Source organism: Rhodococcus sp. I2R (assembly GCF_020889545.1).
In the GTDB taxonomy this organism is placed as follows: domain Bacteria; phylum Actinomycetota; class Actinomycetes; order Mycobacteriales; family Mycobacteriaceae; genus Rhodococcoides.
In genome coordinates this window covers 82,147-100,422 of record NZ_JAHUTG010000012.1, presented here as the reverse complement: position 1 = coordinate 100,422, position 18,276 = coordinate 82,147, and the positions used below count along the sequence as shown (strand labels likewise).

Annotated in this window: 16 protein-coding genes; 7 read left to right on the top strand and 9 right to left on the bottom strand. The window is 61.5% G+C overall.

Annotated features, from left to right (window positions below):
- The first annotated feature begins 13 nt into the window (after positions 1–13).
- Both KVY23_RS14565 and KVY23_RS14560 read left to right on the top strand, forming a co-directional pair.
- Positions 14–325 (top strand): colicin immunity domain-containing protein, encoded by a 312-nt coding sequence (locus tag KVY23_RS14565; protein WP_230557193.1) that lies wholly within the window; start codon positions 14–16, stop codon positions 323–325.
- 520 nt (positions 326–845) lie between these two features.
- Complete coding sequence (locus KVY23_RS14560; protein WP_075838034.1) at positions 846–1,049, top strand: hypothetical protein; 204 nt, start codon at positions 846–848, stop codon at positions 1,047–1,049.
- A gap of 171 nt (positions 1,050–1,220) precedes the next feature.
- Here KVY23_RS14560 and KVY23_RS14555 read toward each other — a convergent pair whose 3' ends face one another.
- The 7 genes from KVY23_RS14555 to KVY23_RS14525 form a co-directional block, all read right to left on the bottom strand.
- Positions 1,221–3,563 (bottom strand): heavy metal translocating P-type ATPase, encoded by a 2,343-nt coding sequence (locus tag KVY23_RS14555; RefSeq protein WP_230557259.1) that lies wholly within the window; start codon positions 3,561–3,563, stop codon positions 1,221–1,223.
- Positions 3,564–3,733: 170 nt separating this feature from the next.
- Complete coding sequence (locus KVY23_RS14550) at positions 3,734–5,956, bottom strand: MMPL family transporter (RefSeq protein WP_230557192.1); 2,223 nt, start codon at positions 5,954–5,956, stop codon at positions 3,734–3,736.
- Between the two features lie 51 nt (positions 5,957–6,007).
- The gene (locus KVY23_RS14545) at positions 6,008–6,691 is read right to left on the bottom strand and encodes a haloacid dehalogenase type II (protein ID WP_230557191.1); all 684 of its coding nucleotides are present in this window, start codon (positions 6,689–6,691) and stop codon (positions 6,008–6,010) included.
- Between the two features lies 1 nt (position 6,692).
- The gene (locus tag KVY23_RS14540) at positions 6,693–7,658 is read right to left on the bottom strand and encodes a TauD/TfdA family dioxygenase (protein WP_230557190.1); all 966 of its coding nucleotides are present in this window, start codon (positions 7,656–7,658) and stop codon (positions 6,693–6,695) included.
- Positions 7,659–7,705: 47 nt separating this feature from the next.
- Positions 7,706–9,553, bottom strand: coding sequence for an asparagine synthase (glutamine-hydrolyzing) (gene asnB / locus KVY23_RS14535; RefSeq protein ID WP_230557189.1), 1,848 nt, complete (start codon positions 9,551–9,553; stop codon positions 7,706–7,708).
- A 2-nt stretch (positions 9,554–9,555) separates the two neighbouring features.
- Complete coding sequence (locus tag KVY23_RS14530; RefSeq protein WP_230557188.1) at positions 9,556–10,572, bottom strand: hypothetical protein; 1,017 nt, start codon at positions 10,570–10,572, stop codon at positions 9,556–9,558.
- Positions 10,573–10,589: 17 nt separating this feature from the next.
- The gene (locus KVY23_RS14525) at positions 10,590–11,537 is read right to left on the bottom strand and encodes a fatty acid desaturase (RefSeq protein WP_230557187.1); all 948 of its coding nucleotides are present in this window, start codon (positions 11,535–11,537) and stop codon (positions 10,590–10,592) included.
- Positions 11,538–12,392: 855 nt separating this feature from the next.
- On the opposite strand from KVY23_RS14525, the gene KVY23_RS14520 reads away from it, so the two are divergent.
- On the top strand, positions 12,393–13,595 hold the full coding sequence (locus tag KVY23_RS14520; RefSeq protein ID WP_230557186.1) for a S9 family peptidase: 1,203 nt from the start codon (positions 12,393–12,395) through the stop codon (positions 13,593–13,595).
- Positions 13,596–13,610: 15 nt separating this feature from the next.
- On the top strand, positions 13,611–14,771 hold the full coding sequence (locus KVY23_RS14515; protein ID WP_230557185.1) for a serine hydrolase: 1,161 nt from the start codon (positions 13,611–13,613) through the stop codon (positions 14,769–14,771).
- A gap of 8 nt (positions 14,772–14,779) precedes the next feature.
- Here KVY23_RS14515 and KVY23_RS14510 read toward each other — a convergent pair whose 3' ends face one another.
- Positions 14,780–15,367: a TetR/AcrR family transcriptional regulator gene (locus tag KVY23_RS14510; RefSeq protein ID WP_230557184.1), complete on the bottom strand. Its 588-nt coding sequence runs from the start codon at positions 15,365–15,367 to the stop codon at positions 14,780–14,782.
- Between the two features lie 97 nt (positions 15,368–15,464).
- Between KVY23_RS14510 and KVY23_RS14505 the strand changes: the two genes are divergently transcribed.
- From KVY23_RS14505 to KVY23_RS14495, 3 genes are all read left to right on the top strand, one after another.
- Entirely contained in the window at positions 15,465–16,580 is a 1,116-nt protein-coding gene (locus KVY23_RS14505) for a nitronate monooxygenase family protein (RefSeq protein WP_230557183.1), read from the top strand.
- Positions 16,577–17,164, top strand: a complete 588-nt coding sequence (locus tag KVY23_RS14500) for a flavodoxin family protein (RefSeq protein WP_230557182.1) — start codon at positions 16,577–16,579, stop codon at positions 17,162–17,164. Before KVY23_RS14505 ends, KVY23_RS14500 begins: the two co-directional genes overlap by 4 nt.
- A 61-nt stretch (positions 17,165–17,225) precedes the next feature.
- Positions 17,226–17,576, top strand: coding sequence for a lipase family protein (locus tag KVY23_RS14495; protein WP_308070956.1), 351 nt, complete (start codon positions 17,226–17,228; stop codon positions 17,574–17,576).
- A 361-nt stretch (positions 17,577–17,937) separates the two neighbouring features.
- Here the strand turns inward: KVY23_RS14495 and KVY23_RS14490 are convergent, their stop codons facing one another.
- Entirely contained in the window at positions 17,938–18,276 is a 339-nt protein-coding gene (locus KVY23_RS14490) for a DUF2834 domain-containing protein (protein WP_230557180.1), read from the bottom strand.

Sequence of the window (18,276 nt, the reverse complement as noted above, 5' to 3'; positions counted from 1 at the left end):
CAGGAGTACAACCATGGACACCCCAGCAACGCAGAGCGCGGCCTTCACATCACTTCTTCAGGACTTCGTCGAGATGCGAATCTCCGCGCACGAGTTCGAAACTCGATTTGTCGAGCTGTTGAACGAGAACCCAGGATCACTGGATCCGCGAGTGACCAAACCACTGCATTTCTTGTTCTGCGAAGTCGACAACTTCGCGTATCGGAATATGCAGGATCCCCACGATTCCAACGAGATCGACGAGCACAACCTCCGAACTTCGGCTCGTGAAGCACTCCGCGAGTTACTTCGGCTGCCGAACGGGCGCGGTCATATCGAGGAATGAGCCACGCAGTCGCCACGCATAGCCCACAGAGCTAGGTGTCACAACGACCGAATCGCCGCCACCACCTCGGCGGACGCCTCCGACTGCGAATAGTGCCCGACGCCGTCGAGTTCGACGACCACTGCCTTCGGCTACCGAACCCGGGCGATGTCGCGGACGTGTGCACCGGACACAGGGGCAGCCAATCCCCAGATAAGCTGCAGTGGCCCCTCGTACTCCGCCAGGCAGACTCCCATCGCCTGTGATGTTCTGCGCGTCCGCGTTGTACCGGATGTGACGGCGCGTGAGGCGCTACGACTCGACCGAAGCTGAGCGGAAGCCAGTGGGGCAGCTTTCCGCACAATACCGTTCTCGCCAACACGCAACTAGCCCCACGCCTGGTCCCATCTGGGGCCGATCGGACCGCCGTCAAGTGACTCTGGGCCCTACTCCCACGTGCGGGTGTCGACGGACGCTTGATGACCACGGCTGGGCTGCGTCGTTCTTGGCTGACACGGTCCACAACAACAAGGAGAACTCAATGTCGAAGTCCGATCAAGACTGCAACCGCCGCACCACGCCAGGGACCGGAGGGGAGGCGGTGTACTTCTTCGGCGGCATCGGCAGCCTGGTCTTCTGGTGGCAGGCGGCCGACGGCTTCGGGGAACACGTTGTCGCCATACTCAAATCGTTCGTGTGGCCAGCCTTCCTCGTCTACGACGCTCTCGGCGCCCTGGGCGGATGACTGCGCGCGCAATCGAGGCGCCCTGAGTGGTCGCCGGCGCCGGGTTTCATCGACACACGTCACCAATTCGGGAAGACCATCAGGAAGAATCCGACGCCCACGATGATGCCGATCCCGTACGCCGATACCGCATCGCTGCGTGGCGCTCGACCACCACCGACATCGACTCGATCAAGCCGAGCCCGCGGGGCGATCCTCGGCTGATGCCAGGGTGAAGTAGTTCTCCTCCTCTTGCACGAAGTGCAGTCGCAGCAAGGCGTGCAGACCGTACAGGCAGGCCAGCAGGTCGTCGGACTGATCGACGCTCAATCCCCCGGCGGCGTCGGCCTGCTCGAGGTGTGTGCGCAGCCGACGGCAGAGCCGGTCGATCTCGGCGTGCATTCGGCTCATCGTTGCGGTCACCTCGCCGCTGCCCAATGGCCCGGCCAGAGCCGGATACAACTTGCTGTCCTCGGCCTGCTCGTGCGGCAAGAGAGTGTCGAAGAGAAAAGCCTCGGCACGGCGCAGCGACTCGTGGGCCTGATCGAGGTTGCCGGTCGCAATCAACTGTGCGGTCTGGCGCAGAATCGACAGATCCTCCCGCATCTCATCGTGCTCGGCAGAGAAACGGCGCAGCATGCCCGCTGTGTCATCGGTGAGTTTCACCGTCCGCGACGAATCGACGCGCAGTGCACGCAACGCGTTGAGTATCACGGCGACGTCAATGCCCTCCTGCAGTAGCGCGCCCGCCGCCGGCGGCAACAGTCCGAAGGCGGCGAATCCCATGGCCACCAACGACAATCCCATCCCGACCGATGCGCTCTGCACAGCGATACGTCGGGATCGGCGGGCAATCTCCATCGCGTCGGCGAGGCGGTCCAAACGGTCCGTGGTCAGCACGATGTCCGCGGCCTCCGAACTCGCCGTCGAGCCACGCGCCCCCATCGCCACCCCTACCGTCGCTGCAGCAAGGGCGGGAGCATCGTTGACACCGTCGCCGACCATGATCGTCACCGCGGACTCACGTTCGGCCAGCACCCCGCCCACCTTGTCGGCGGGAGTTTGCTCGGCGTGCACGTCGTCCAGACCGAGCAGCGCCCCAACCGCCTCCGCGGTCTCTCGGCGATCCCCGGTGAGCATGACCAACCGATCCAAGCCGGCCGAACGCAGGCGTCGCAACGTACGGGACGCGTCGCGACGCAACGGGTCCACCAGCAGCAGCGCCCCGGCGAGGTCCGTGTCGACGGTCACCCACGCCACCACCGCGCCGTCGAGGTCCGCCCGGTTGAGCACCGCACGGGCCCAGGCCGGCGCATCCGGGCCCACGTCCAGGGAGCCGACCGTGACTCGGTGGCCCTCCACGGTGGACGCCACTCCCACCCCCGCTTCCTCGTCGACGTCGGTGGGCATGGACAGCGTCAGCCCGCGCATCTTCGCTTCCTGCACGATGGACTCGGCGAGCACGTGCGGGGACAGTTGGTCGGCCGATGCCGCCAGCCGGAGCACCTCGGTGGCGTCGCGGCCCGGTGCAGTGACGATGTCGCCGCTGGTAGGCCGTCCGGTCGTCAACGTCCCGGTCTTGTCCATCACGAGAGTGGTGGCGTGGCCAAGGTTCTCCAAGGCCCCGCCGCTGCGGATCACGACGCCGATGCGGGAGGCGCGGGACAGACCCGAGACGATCGCGACGGGAGCGGCGAGCAGCAGCGGGCACGGTGTGGCGACCACCAGCACGGCAACGGCGCGGGTGGCCGAGCCACTCGCTAGCCAGGCCAGCCCGGCTACCGTCAAGGCCAACGGCAGAAACCAGCCAGCGATTCGATCAGCGATCCGGACCACAGGGGCGCTCTCGGCGGCAGCATCGCGGGCCAAGCGCACAATCCCGGCGTAGGTACTCTCCGCAGCGCTGGCGCGGGCACTCAACTCGAACGCGGATCCGGCGTTGACGACGCCGCTGCGCACGGGCTGCCCGCTGCGGCGCTGGACTTGCATCGCTTCGCCGGTGAGCACCGACTCGTCGAGCACAGCAAGCGGCGAAGTCACCCATCCGTCGACAGCCACCACTTCCCCAGGACCGACGACGAGCACATCGCCGACAACAACGTCGTCGAGCGGCACGACCTGGACTTCGTCTCCGATACGCCGACGGGCGGTCCGTGGAACGTGATCCAACAGGGATCGGAGATCCTTTGTGGCGCGACGTTCGGCAGCGGCGTCGAGGGCCCGCCCGGACGCCAACATGACGCCGATGAGGGCACCGGCGACATACTCACCGACGAACAGGGTGCCGACCAGCGAGAGCACTGCTATCAGATCTACGCCCACACGCCCGCGGCGCACTGAATCGATCACCCACCAGGTGGCGGGGACAAGAGCGACGACAGTCCCGGCGATCCAGCAGGCGTCCGCTACGCCATCCGCGTCGAGAAGCCAGGCGACACAACCAGCGAGGAGGGCAGCCAGCGTCGCGGCCAGCAGGATCGGTTCGACGGCACGGCCCAACCATTCCCGCCACGTGCTCTTCGACGTCGACGACATCATCCTGATGACCCTCCTTCGGCTCCATCGCCGATAGTCGCGCATCCGGCGGCGACGTGACAGGGCCGAAAGACCCCCGAAACGATCACCGGCACCGGCTGACCACACATCGGCCCGAAGGGAGCGCGTGAATCCCGCGTCATCGACAAGGTTCGATAGCCGACCGGATGCTAGAGCGCGTCCCGAACATGCGCACGAACTGGCGCTCGATCAGTGGAAGGTACAACACCATCGAGGTGAGGTCGCTCGAGTCCCAACTTTCGATAGATGCCCAAGGCCCACTTGGGCGACCACCAGTTCCAGCGGCCGAGCATCAGCATCAAGGATGGAACCAGCGCGATTCTGACGACAAACGCATCCATCAACACCGCAATCGCGAGTCCGATGCCGAGGATCTTCACAATGGTGGTTCCGCCAGTACCGATCGCAAGAAAGACAACACCAATGAGAAGCGCTGCTGCACTGAGGACTTTCGCGGTGCGCTCGATCCCGAAGGTAACGCTGTGGGCTGTATCGCCACTACGGTCGTACTCTTCTCTGATGCGAGAAAGCAGCATTATCTGGTAGTCCATCGACAGTCCAAATGCCAAACACAGCAATAGCACTGGAGCCGTGACATCGATGCTCCCGGTCGGGGTGAACCCGAGTATGTTCGACAGGTTCCCGTCCTGGAACACCCATACCAGGGCACCGAAACTCGCCGTCAGACTCGCACCGGTCAGCAGCATTGTCTTCAATGCGATGACTATGCTCCCGGTGGCGAGAAACACCATGGGAAGCAGCCCACTGACAACGATCGCCAACACAAACGGTATCCGCGACGCAATCGCCTGTTGTTTGTCCAATTCATCTGCATACGTGCCGGCCAGTGTGCCGTCGTGCACGTCAATGTCGGCCCGGACACTCCGAGCAAGTTCGAGCAACTCTTGCTGGTCGAGATCGGCGTGAGGAATCAAGGCGATCGCGGACAACGCGGCGTCGCCAGCAAGCTCGTTCGAACCTGGCGCGACGCGGGAACCGCCGACGAACGTTCCCCACGCACTCGTCGCAACGGAGACTCCCTGAGTCTGCGACAGAGTGGACGCAATCGTTTCGCCCTCACCGATGGTGGTCTCCCCGGGCAAGACGGCGATCATGATGTCGGAACCCAGCTGTGGAAACTCGGCTCGGATCTGCTCTGCGACTACGTATGGCTCGGAATCGGCCGGGAGTACGCGATCGTCCACCGGACCGAACTTGACACCCAAGAAGGGAAGAAACAGCCCGACGAGAATGGCACCCGCTACTACCGACACGACGAGCGGGCGACGAGTACTGAACGCCAGAAGTCGTCGCATCACTGCACCCGGTGTTGCTAGGTCGACCTTACGTACCATCAGCGAGTCGATCCGTCTCCCGAGCAGGGCGAGGGCTATCGGCATCACCACAAGAACGAGGAATGCCGTCACTGCGACGACTACGATCCCGGCCAGCGCAATGGAACGCAGATACCCGAGGTCGATCATCAGGACCCCGCCCAATGCGATGGCAATCGTCGCGGTCGAGATGACGACCGTGCGTCGAGTCCGCCGAACTGCGTACTCGGAGGCTCGGCGATAGTCCTCGTCGGTCGGATTGTCAATGGCGGACAGCGTCTCGCGGTAGCGCGCGATGATGAGAAGACTGTAGTCAATGGCCAAGCCGAGCGCGAGTCCTGTTACCAGATTCAGCGCGAACACAGAGACGTCCATCCACATCGTCAGTAGCCGCATTACCAACAGTGAAGACAGGCTGCACAGCACGCCGAGGACGACCGGGAGCGCAGCGGCGGTGAGCGATCCGAAGATCATCAGAAGCAGAAAAACGGAAATCGGCACCGCGATCAACTCGGCCCTGACCAGTCCGTCTTTCGAGACGTCAGTGGCTTCCCTCAGAATCTCGGCCTGACCGGTCAACCCGACGTGTGTCCCTTCGATCTCGAGCTCGTCGAGGTCAGGACCGAGAGCACGGACTGCGGCGTCCGCGGCGTCTTCGTCACCGGGGAGGGTAGCCAAGATGAGCGCGGATCGCCCGTCCTGCGACTTCAGATACGGCAGGCCCGACTCCCAATACGACTGGATGCTAGCCGGAACAGCGTGCTGTGCCACGACTTCCACAACATCCTCGGCAGTCGCCCTCGTCTCAGGAGAATCCACGGATCCGCTCACCGGTGCAATCCGAACGATGACGTTCGGCGCCCCGATTCCGAGCCTGTCCTCCAGTTCGCGATCTGCGTGGAACGACGGTGAGTTCTCGTCTTTGAAGCCGCCGACAGTGAGATGTTCCTCCAAGTCCATCGCCGCCCAGATGCCCGCGGCAGCGACCAATACGATTGCGCACAGACCCGCAACAGCTCTGCGGGACAGCTTCGTCACCACCGTGTGCCCACTTTCGGTCTCGTTCCGACAATGATTCGAGCGTGTTCCTCAGGGAAGTTCGCGAATGTCCTCTACGCGGTGATCGAACTCGTCGTGTTCATCGACCGCGTCCTCGAGGCGGCCGAATTCGAGAGGCCGGTATACGAATACCGTGTTCAACCCCACCTCGCGAGCTGCCCGGAGATCGTACGGGTGAGAGGCGACCATCGCTGCCTTGCCCGGCTCCACGCCGAGGTATCGACACGTCCGCTCGTAAACCAGCGGCTCGGGCTTGAAGGCCCCGAACAACTCTGCCGTGAGAACCGCGTCCCACTCGAGCTGCTCGGTCTTGAAAAGTTGCACCATGGTCGACATGTCGGTGTTCGACAATGTCGCCGCGATCGCTTCGCTCCGAATCCTGCGCAGTCCGTCCGCAACATCGGGCCACGGCGTGAGCCGTTTCCACGCCTCGGCCAATTCGGCGTGCTTACCGAGTGGGATGTCGACGCCGAGTTCCTCGCATACCGTTGCAAGTCCCGCCGTGTATGCGTCCTGAACCGGCGACCATTTGGCAGCCGACTGATCGAGCGATGCCACGCGGGAGAAATAGTCCCGACGCCACGCTCGCACTATATCGCCTACTGGTACAGTGGAATCGGCGGCGAAATGCTCCTTCAGTGCGTTTGCCACCGGGGTGTAGAAGTCCAACAGCGTGCCCTGCACATCGAATATGTACGCCTCGTACCGTGCCACTTCAGTCTCCCATCACTACCCAGATCGCACGCGTTCCGATGAATCGGTTGCGCGCATGCATGGCCTGTAAGTTGTCCACCAGCAGCCAGTCACGTTCCTTCCACCGAAATGCCGTGGTCGCCTTGTTGTATGCACGGTCGAATGCTCGAAGCTCGGAACCGGTCAGTTCACCGCTTCGGGCGAGAACGGAATGCCGCGGTGCTGTGCTTTTCTTGATTCCCATGGCTCGGTGCAACAGATAACCCGCAGGCCCCAGACCCTTCACGCTGAAGTTTTGCGTCAAGAGCTGATTGAAGTAAACGTCCTTTCCTGTGGCGGGGTGGGGACGCGTGGTGGGCAACTCGGTGCGCACCGTCAGAATGTCGTCCGCATCCCAGCTGTATTCCGCACCGATCTCGGAGCAGCGCTTCTCGACCTCGGCTTTGGATTCAGTTTTGAAGGCGTCCTGCCATGGCACGAACATCGACCGCAGCCGTTTGACTTTGGCTTCGTTGAACTTTCGTGACAGGTAGCGACGAACGTAGATCACCGATTCGCTACGGATCTTCTCTCGCAGATCCTCTGGAAGCGCGTCGAAGATATCACTCTCATGGGCAATGGGGGTCTGACCCAGCGCAGCAGGGGCCGTGCTGCAGAAGAACGAAATGAAGCGAGGATAGTTTTCTTGGTATGCCATCTCGTTGTGAAGTTTGAGTCGGAACAATCCTGTCAGCTCGGTGGAGCTGAAGACCACCGGGGAGTACGAGTCCCTCGGCACGACTCCCCCGATGTACGCCTCTGCTGGCCTCGCGATGAGGTGTCTCGCGAATCGCTCCAGAGTTTGTGGATCGCCGATTGGCGTGTCACGGATGAGCACGGCGCCGTGTGTATCCAGATCGTCACGGGCAGAGACCGTCAGATAGTCCTCGAGCCACTGTTCGCTGTTCCGGGCTTGCAGGACCGGAAACCGTTCGGCAAAAGGCCGCATCAAGTGTTCACCTTTTCGGGTTGGGGTATGAGTGCATGTGCGCGCAACTAGACGGTGAGGCCGTGCTCTCTGCCGAGTTCGTCCAGCGAGATGATCTGGCAGACGAACGCATGGAGATAGAACTGTCCAACAGCCTTCTCGAAGAGCGTGAAGGTCCGGCGTGAATGGAACGGAAGCCTGAGGAGCCTGACGTTGTAGACCTCGGACACCACGGATGTCGGGTCCGAGACAATCCTCTTCACCTCGCGCCGCAGAGCTTCCATGTATTCACGTGATTCGCCGTATGGGAAGACGCTCTTCTTTCGGTCGATGACCTGCGGATTGTATCGATCCCGGAAGGCAGCGCGAAGGAGTTCTTTCTCGTTGTCGGAGAACCGTATCGATTTGTCGGTATTGAATACGGCCGACACCAGTCGATGGTCCAGATACGGCACGCGCAACTCGATCGACTCCGCCATGGAGAGCGTGTCGGCGCGATCGAGTAGATATGGAAGTGTGAAGCGCAGCTGTAGGTAGTGGATCAGGTAGTGGTTGCTCGACCTGATGGAGGGCGCCACGTCGCCGAGCCTTCGGTTGAATTCCCGCGTGGAACGTGCCCATGCTTCGCGGGCCGACATGAAGGACTTCCTGTACATCAGCGGTAGGTACCGTGAGTTCTTCGACGAGTAGTACTGGTTCACGGTGCCGGAGGCATCGGTCTGCATGAAATAGCCGAGAAAGACCTCGTCGGCTCCGTCGCCGGAGATCAGCACACGATCGTGCTTTCCGATGAGCTCGAACAGTTTCGCCATGGCGATTTCCGAGCCCAAAGACACAATGGAACCGCGCGATCGCGCACACCGCCGTATGAATGCGACCGGGTCCGAAACCATGTCGGTATGCTCGATGAGCTCGTGGCCGCTTTCCTCGGCCACAACCCGCGCGTAGGCGAGGTCAGAACCACTCACGAAGGTATTCTCGCGATCTTCCGTCCTGTGCGGGTCGCCGATCGTGTACGCGCGCCGATGGCGTCGAGGCCCAGCATGCTTGTCATCGATGTCCGCTGCCAGGTATGCCAACACTGACGAGTCGAGGCCGCCGCTGAGCATTGTCGACAAGCCCACATCGCTTCGCGAGCGCAGCCGCGTTGCGTCGGAGAGATTTGTGCGCACGCCATCGATGGCGACCTTCACGTCACCGACCACGTCGGTCACCGTCAGCTCCCAGTATTGCGTCTCCGTCAACGACAACGAACCCGAAAAGTCGACTCGAATCAGGTGTCCGGGTCGGACCGCGCGGATGTCTTCGAACAGCGAGAACGGTGCAACCGGTGCCCCGTACAGGCTGGTGTCGAGGAAGCCGTCGCGGCTCACCCGCGGACGGTAGCCAGGTACGAGCTGCTCGAGAGCGACGATGATGGCCTTGGGCTCCGAGGCAGCGACGAATGTGCGGGTGGTGTCGTCGCTCCAGTAGTACAACGGTTTGACGCCGAAGCGGTCCCGTACCAATGTCATGGAGCTGTCGTCTCCGGGTGCCCACACGATGGCGAAGTCTCCGTTGAATCGATCAACCGCCGACTCGCCCCAGTGCTGCAGGGCCCGCGCAACGACCTCGGTATCACCTGTCTCGGCGAAAGATTCTCCTTCCTGTTCCAATTCAGCTCGCAACTCCGGGAAGTTGTACACCTCACCGTTGAATACCAGGCAATCACCTCGGCCCGACGTGACTGGTTGCGCGCCATGTTGCGGATCTTGAATAGCGAGCCTTACGTGCCCAAAATGCACCCCGTGACGCGAGACGAATTCCCCTTGCCCGTCAGGGCCTCGGTGCGCCATGGCCTCGAGCATGTTCTTCATCGCGTGGTGCCGCAGATCTTCTCCGCAGGAGGGCGCGTACACCACTGCCAGTCCACACATCGCTAGTCTCGTCCTTTCGGGGCTGCTCTATTCGTTGCCCGCTGCGCAAGCAGGTAGCTGAGTACTGGAATCGCGTAACCCCACTGCTCGGTTGCGCGTATAGGCCGTCCCGCATGTGCCTCGAAGAAGAATCGGTAGGTATTCCAGAAGGTGATTCGGGTATCGAACAGCGCTCGCCAGTGAGTGGCCCTGCACAAAGAGTTTTTCCGCCGACCCAGCGCGTCTTCGATCCGAAACCGAACTGCCTGCGCGTCGTGCCTGTTCCGCGTCAACGAGTCGGTACCTGTGAACGAAATCGGTTCGAGAAGCTCATATGTCAGCCGAGTCGGCCATGCTTGAATAAAGAACTTTGCGAAAAAAATCAGAGGGAGTGCCGGCCCAAGCGGCAGAAACGGCCACCCGAACAGTTTGTCAGCGAGCGCATCCAGCCATTTCCATGTCCAGGACAGCGGGTTGAGGTACTGACTGTTGTGGATCACCACGGGCACGACGAGTGCGTCGTGGCGTTTGGCCATAGAAACGAACGAACTACTGAACGGGCGCAGTCTCTTTGCCCGCCAGGTCGGCTTCTTCAGACCGTCGACGCCCTCTGGCGACAGGTACAGGAATCGCTCACCCCGGCTCAGAAGGGCATCGAAGTTGTCGTAGGTGGCTTCCACACACCCCATTTCTTTCCACCACTCGCGGATTCGAAAGGGCGCGATGCTGTCGTGGTATAGCCGTGGATGAATTAGCCGCCGCAACCTCGGCTGTTCGCATCCGACGACACGATCGAACAATGCCTGAAACACCACATTGTCCCACGACATCGATCCCCCGGAGTGGTTTCCCACGAATATGATCTGCCGCTTGCCTTCGACACCGCGGCGGAGAATATCCTCCGACTCGAAGCGGGCCTCGAAAAACTGGTCAGCCATGGGCAGAAGGACTTCGCGGTTGAAACGCCATCGGTAGTCGAGAGTCTGCGGCAACGGAGCGGCCTGCTGCTCGACGTGCCGCGCCGTTCCGTCGCTGCTCACAGCCCCTGAACCAATCATCATGGTGACGACCGACGGTTCAGGTGGAGCTGATCCTTGAAGAACTCCACCACGTAGTGCCCACGTAGTGCCTGATCCGGGTGCAGATTGTCTTTGATCAGGTTGTTCACTCGCGCCTGATGGAACGGGTGCAGAAACGGAACCATCGAGTGCACCACGTGCATTCCATCGTTGTCCCCGAATCCGTTGAAGAAAGACGAATACGAGTTCACAGAGTGATGATATTTGGCATCCGAAAACTTTACTTTATGCATCATATAGAGAACAATCGCCGAGCCTATCCATGCGATCGCCAAAGAAGGCAGGAATATCACGAGAAAGAACCTTGCACTGATCAGGTATATCGCGACGTCCAGGGCTACGATGACTAACGCCTGCGCGATCATGCTGGCGATCTTCTTGGCGTTGGTACGCCGAATGACCAGTACGAACTGGTTGAGATACTGGTAGACAAACAAATAATGGAGAGCCCACACCACGAAGGCCACGGGCTTGCCGAGGTGTGAATACAGGTACGTGGACTGCCGGTCCTTGGCCAACGTGTGGTCCCGCTCCGGCACATCGTTGTCGTATTGGTGGTGAGCGAAATGTCCGACGCGGTACGCCTCGAAGGGAACTTGGTAGGGAGCGAATGCGAGAAACCGCATGTACCAGGTCCCTATCCGATTCTCCGACAGTCCCCAATGCGCTTCGGAGTGGATGAACACGCGCAGGTTCGGCAGTGCGAAAATTCCATTGACCGCAACCAATGGGGCAACCAGCCACCAGGATTCGCCAGCAGCAACGAAGAGCAGCAAAGATGCAACAAAGATAGAATTCAAAAGAAACACCTTGCGGCGGCTCCGCGCATCGAATCGTCGAATATCGGCTACGTAGCGTGGATCCTTTCGCAACTCACGTGCGTACCGTTTCGCCTCATCGGGCGTCGGAGCAGCTGTCGTCGTCATGCAATTCACCCCTAGGTTCTCGAATGCGGTCGAACAGGAACAACCCACTGTCGCTTGCATTTCGCCAATCAATTACAGCCAGACAGCTGTCTTCCCTACTGACCGGTAAGGACGGTACATGGTTGTCCGAAGTTTGCGCGAGCCTGTTCTGGCAACAAGCGAAAACATGTGCAGTTCCAGGCGCCCTAAGCTCTGGCAACTGATTGTTTGTGATCCTCACCACTGATTCTGCATCGCGTTTTGTGACGGGTCTGAGATGGCTTGTCAAGAAGAGCCGCAACCGGCATGTACGGAAATAGTTTATTGCACAACAACTATGACAGTTCGACCCCTCGCGAGCGCGAAGCCCACCCTCAACGCCGGTAGGACACGCCCATGCTGCGGCCGCCCAGCGTCGTCACCATCCCGTGGGTCTTACCCGGCCATCGCGTCATCCAGTGTCGCCATTTGGAAAACGCCATCCCTTGAGTCTTCGCCATTGTTCGGAGTTCAATCTGAACGATCAACCAAGTGCATGGACTCCGAAATCACGTCCTACTCCATATTCATACGGATAGTCGTGTCATGCGTCGACAACTCCAACAACAGACTGATGAAGAGGCACCCATTGATGGAGCTTCGAATCCTCCTGTCAACGAATGTCATCGGCGTGCGTGCCGAACAGGGCTTCAAGCCGAGCGGTGAGATACCGAACCCTGGATGCCTGGGTCCTCCCACAGCGGTCAAATTCTCAACGAACTGACTGCCGAAAACGGAGGATAGCGAGATCAAGCCCGCTAAAATTCGATGGTGGACTTCCGCGGCCTCGGGGCCACGTCGAGCCCAGCTCCTTCTCCGGCTGGAAACGAGGACCTCATGGGTTTGACCGACATCGGCTTCACCGATCCTATGTTCGACGGCCAGTTCCTCAGGGCGCTCGACACGATCCCATATGGAGGCGCGGACATCGGCGAGGCGTTCATGACCGCACGACGCATCCCTGTCGGTGACCGCGACGCATGGCTCACCGAGTGGCGCGCAACGGCCGACCGCATCTACGCGCAGGCTGAGGCGAGCGTCGCCGCCGGCCACCGCGTCAGCGCCTACGAGGGATACCTGCGAGCAGTCACCTACTACCGGACCTCCGGCATCTTTCTGTACAAACCCCCGCTCGACCCCGCGTTCGTCAAGTCCTACCAACAGCAGAAGAGCTCCTTTCAGAAGGCCATCGAACTGTCGGAGTGGGCGATCGAGAACGTGACCATCCCGTACGAGGACAAGAAGCTCGAGGCGTATTTCGCGAAGCCCCACGGATCGGGCCCCTACCCCGTCTTGACGATGGTCGGTGGTTACGACGGTACGAAGGAGGAAGGATTCTTCGCCGGAGGCGTCGCAGCACTACGTCGCGGATACGCAGTGTTGCTCATCGACGGACCGGGCCAGGGTGGAGCGTTGATCGAACAAGGCCTGGTCTTTCGCCCGGATTGGGAAGCGGTGGTCACGCCGCAGCTCGATTGGTTGCTCGCCAGGCCGGATGTCGACGCCGACCGCATCGTGCTGATGGGACGTAGTTGGGGTGGATATCTCGCTCCGCGAGCTGCCACAGCGGAGCATCGAATTGCCGCGCTCGTCGCCGACGCCCCTCAGTTCACTCCCGGGCAGAACGCCAAATATCTGATGCCCGAGCAGTACCGAGAGCAGCTGTACACCGGCGACGCGAACGAACTCAACGCGGTACTCGAGAACGAGATGGCGAAGAGCGAAGGATTCGCGTTCACCATGGACCGGGGGATGCTCACCCACGGATTCGACACTCCGCTGGAATACCTGCGGGAGACGAAGCACTACACGCTGAAAGGCCTCGCCGCGCAGATCAGCTGTCCTACATTGCTGTGCACCGGCGAGAACGACGTCCGCGGCAACGACGCACAACCGCTGTTCGACGAACTCACGGCCCCGAAAGAGTACTTCCGGTTCTCCAATGCAGACGGTGCAGGCGAGCACGACGAGGCCGGTGCGGGCGCTTTGTTCAGCCAGAAGGTATTCGATTGGCTCGATGACACCATCAATCGCCCCTGATCGACGGAGACCAGCATGAACCTCGCATCTCGGCTTCTCTCGGTGATCGCTGCGGTAACCGCTGTATCGCTGGTTGCATCTGGTTGCTCGCAAACGGAGGAACCTGCGCCGTCGACCTCGCCGACCATCGAGGCCTCCGAAGCCGAGGCGTTTCAGGGCGTGCTCGACGATTCCCGAGCCGCAGCGGGATTCCCCGGCGTCATCGCGCAGGTGGCGACGCCGGCCGGAACATGGACGGGGACTTCGGGAACCGTCGGCGCGGGCCGGTCGGAGCCTCCGACATCGTCCGACCTGACCCGCATCGGTTCGCTCACCAAGACCATGACAGCGACGGTGCTGCTTCAGTTGGTCGAGGAGGGCACGCTCTCGCTCGACGAGACGATCGGCACGTACGTGCCCGGCGTTCCGAACGGTGACAACGCCACGTTGCTACAGCTCGCCGACATGACAAGTGGCATTCCCAGCTACACCGCTTCCGACGCGGTCGTCAGTAAGTACTTCGCAGACCCCGAATACGCTTGGCCACCGCAGGAACTCGTCGACGCCGTCAAGCCGTTGCCCGCCGACTTCGCTCCCGGTGAGGGGTGGGCATACTCGAACACCAACTACGTCCTGTTGGGAATGGTCATCGAGCAAGTTCTCGACCAACCCATCGACGCGGTGTTCGAGGAGCGCCTGTTCGAACCGCTCGGCATGTCGGACACTTCCTTTCCGGGCGGGTCCACCGAGATCGGAGATCCGCACCTGGATGGGTCCACCGATCAAAACCAGCCGCCCGGGCAGAGTGTCGATTCGACGAACTGGAACCCGTCGTTCGCCTTCACCGCCGGTGCCGTCATCTCGACCCTGGACGACCTGACGAAATGGGCTCACGCCCTGTTCACCGGCGAAGGCGTTCTCGATGCAGCAACTCAGCAGCTTCGTCGAGACTCCATCATCCACGACATTCCCCCGATGACCGCGACGGTCGGGTACGGCATCGGGATCGGGGATCGCAACGGATGGTGGGGCCACGACGGCGACATCCCCGGATACAACAGCAACCTGTCCCACAACTACGACCTCGATACGACGGTCATCGTTCTGACCAACAGCGACAACACGTTCGAGGTCGACGGCAAGGACGCGTTCCCCGCTCCGGCGGTTGCGGAGGGCTTGCAAACAGCCGCGAGTTGAGTCCAAGGTCAGGCCACGAGGCGGCTGATCTGACTCCACAACCCGTCGAGGACCGAGGCGTCGTTCCGCAGTTTCGCGAACAGAATTGTTCCCTCCAACTGGGCGAGCATTGCTGCCGCAAGATGAGCAGTGGTGTCTGCGACGCGCAGGGAACCGTCGGCGACTGCGTCGTCGAGGACCTCTGCGACCAAGGCGATTTGATCGTCGAATACCGACTGCAGGTCCGACCGAATGGCCGCGTCTCGCGTCGACAACTCCAACGACAAGTTGGCGAAGAGGCAACCGTTGACGAAGTTCGAATCTTGTTGTTCGCGAATGTCATCCACGTGCATGCCGAACAAAGCCTCCAAACGCGTCAAGGGTTGTCCCGGCGCCGAAAGCACTGCGACCCATCGTGCGCGCTCGTGCCGCCACTGCTCGTTGATCACTTCGCGGGTCAGCGCCTGCTTGGATTCGAAGTAGTGATAGAAGCTTCCCTTACGCACATCGGCCACGGAACACACTTCAGCGACCCCGACGCCCTCGTACCCCTGGTTACGGATGAGCGAGCAGGCAGCGTCGAGCATCCGATCGCGAGCAGTACTGGTCCGTCCCATCCGGCCACTATACAACCGGTCAACTATTGATTGCTTTTTAGTTGACCGGTCGTCTAGTCTTCGTCTGGAAGATCTCGACGAGACCAGGAGCATCGTGATGACAGATTGGACCCGCACGCCTTTCACACAGAAATTCGACCTCCGATACCCGATAGTGCAGGGCCCATTCGGCGGAGGCATCTCACGGATAGCGCTGACGGCTGCCGTTTCCGAGGCCGGCGGTCTCGGGTCCTTCGGCGCACACCACCTTTCCCCTCAGGATCTGGACGCCACGATCGGCCAGCTGCAATCCACAACGGATCAGCCGTTCGCGGTGAATCTGTGGGTGCCGCTACCCGATCAACCGCGCCACCTCGATCGGACCACCCACGACACCTACTCCGGTGCGCTACGGCCGTGGTTCCAGCGAGTCGGATTGGAACCCCCCGCCTACCAGGATGCGTCGTCCCCAGATTTCGAAGCGCAGGTGGAGGCCGTGCTGGAACGTAGACCTGCAGTGTTCAGCTTCGTCTTCGGTATCCCCCGCCCCGAAATACTGTCCGAATGCCGACACAGAGGAATCCGAACTGTAGGCGCGGCCACGCATCTCGATGAAGGGCGGGCATTGCAGGATGCCGGTGTCGACGCTGTGGTCGCCTCTGGCTACGAGGCCGGCGGGCACCGTCCTGCGTTCCTTCGTCCCGCCGCCGACTCCGTCGCCACCGGCCCACTCACCGCGCAACTCTCGGCAGCGCTCGACATCCCCGTCATCGCCGCCGGCGGAATCGCCACCGGACGCGGGATTGCTTCGGCGCTGATGTTGGGCGCCGAGGCCGTCCAGATCGGCACAGCATTCCTCGCCACCGACCAGTCCGGCGCTCCCGACGCCCACAAACACGCACTTCGATCACCACGTGCCCGGCATACCGCCCTCACCACGGCATTCTCGGGCAGACTCGCTCGCGGAATTCGCAATGACTTTCTCGACGCCTTCGAGTCCGTCGACGTGCCGACGTATCCACAGCAGAACTGGCTCACGGCACCGATCAGAGCGGCGGCGGCCCGCCAAGGCGAGATCGAACTGCTCGCACTCTGGTCGGGTCAGGGCGCCCCACTCCTCACCGATCACCGCGACGCAACGAACCTCTTCGAGCACCTCGTCGCCGCCACCGACCACAGCCTGCGCTCAGCGCCGACACCGACCACACACCATGTCACAGGAGACAATTCATGAACGCCGTCACCATTTCCATCGTCTTTCACAGCGGTTACGGCCACACGGCCCGACAGGCTGCCGCAGTCGCCCGCGGCGCCGCAATCGACGACGCCACAGTTCACTTGTTCGACGTCGCCGACCCGCCCACGAACATGTGGGACGTACTCGACATGTCCGACGCCATCATCTTCGGATCCCCGACGTACATGGGCGGGGCATCGGCGGAGTTTCGGCGCTTCGCCGAAGAATCATCTGCAGCCTGGTCCAGCCAACGGTGGCGGAACAAGTACGCGGCCGGATTCACCAACTCTGCCGGGGTGAACGGAGACAAACTCGCTACCCTCATGAGTTTCGCGATACTGGCCGCTCAACACGGTATGCACTGGATCAACCTGGGACTGCCGCCAGGGTGGTTGTACTCCGCAGAGGGCACAGCGGAAGACCCGAACAGGCTGGGCAGCTTCCTTGGAGCGATGGCGCTCTCGGCGTCGGACGCCGCACCTGCCGTCGCTCCATCCGAATCCGATTTGCGCACAGCCGAACACCTCGGCCGACGGGTGGCGACGATCGCCGCCGCGGCCCGCACGGTGGGAGTCCTCTGACCGGATGTGGGAGAGGCGCACCGGCAGTTGATCTCGCCTTCACCGAAGACTTCCGGGCCGTCTGGGCGGACCCGAAATCCGGTCGATTGTCGAGCAAGCTCGACTGATTTACCACGGTGTGGGAGACGAGGTCGTGCCTGTTGCCGATGTCGACGACTACGTGGCATCCGAATGTGCACGCGGTGCCGACCTGACGGTCCGACGCGAATCTCTGTCCCTGCACCTCACCACCGCAGTGACCGGGTTGCCCCTGAGTCTCGATTGGCTCGATCGGAGAACGACAGAGCCGGCACCGTCCCGACGATCGGGGTGCGACGTCACCACCGTGCCGAGCTTCGTAGTAGCTGATCCGGGCGCGACCGTTCAGGTGATAGACCAGGCCGCCCGAGGGCTGCTCGGCATTCCTGGCTGAACGCTCAGCCTTGCACGATCGGCAGGCCACCTACACGCGCTATTGCTATCGGCACAGGACCATATTCGGTGGTCTGTCACTCGGAGATGTTCTCGATTGTCGTGTGCCCGCCGGTTCGAAGCCGGGCATACAGGCCGAGGACGTGCGGGCCGGCGCACGGGACCGCAGCTAGGAAACCAGCGTCTCGACGCTGGTGATGGTCTCGCGCATACGTGCACCGGAGAAAGGCCTGACCGCAAACAGGTGGAACAAAGTGCAGTGGACTTCTTCCACCTCGGACCGTGATGCCACACGGTGCGGCGGCAACATTCCGAGACCGGTACCTGGAATCATTTTGCTACAGATCAGCCAAGCTCGCTTGTCACCGATCTGCGTTCTCGACCTCGAATACACCGGCATGCTGTCGTTCTCGCAGGAAGAGGTAGAGCGGAACGGCAAAACAGATGCCGACGAGGAGTGTCGCCGGAATCACGTACCACCAGCGAGCAGATCTACGGTGTGCGTCGATCATGGACCAGACGGCGAAAACCAGCGACACGAGCGCCAGGTCGATCGTCAGTTGCAACGAGGGAAGCGAGTCGACCCACAACCCGAAATACCGGCCGGGGTCGAGGCCCTCCTGGACGACGAAAGCGATGACCATAGCGTTGGGTATGAGAAAGCCGACGACGGTCATCGCAGCGAGAAAGCGGACAAACAT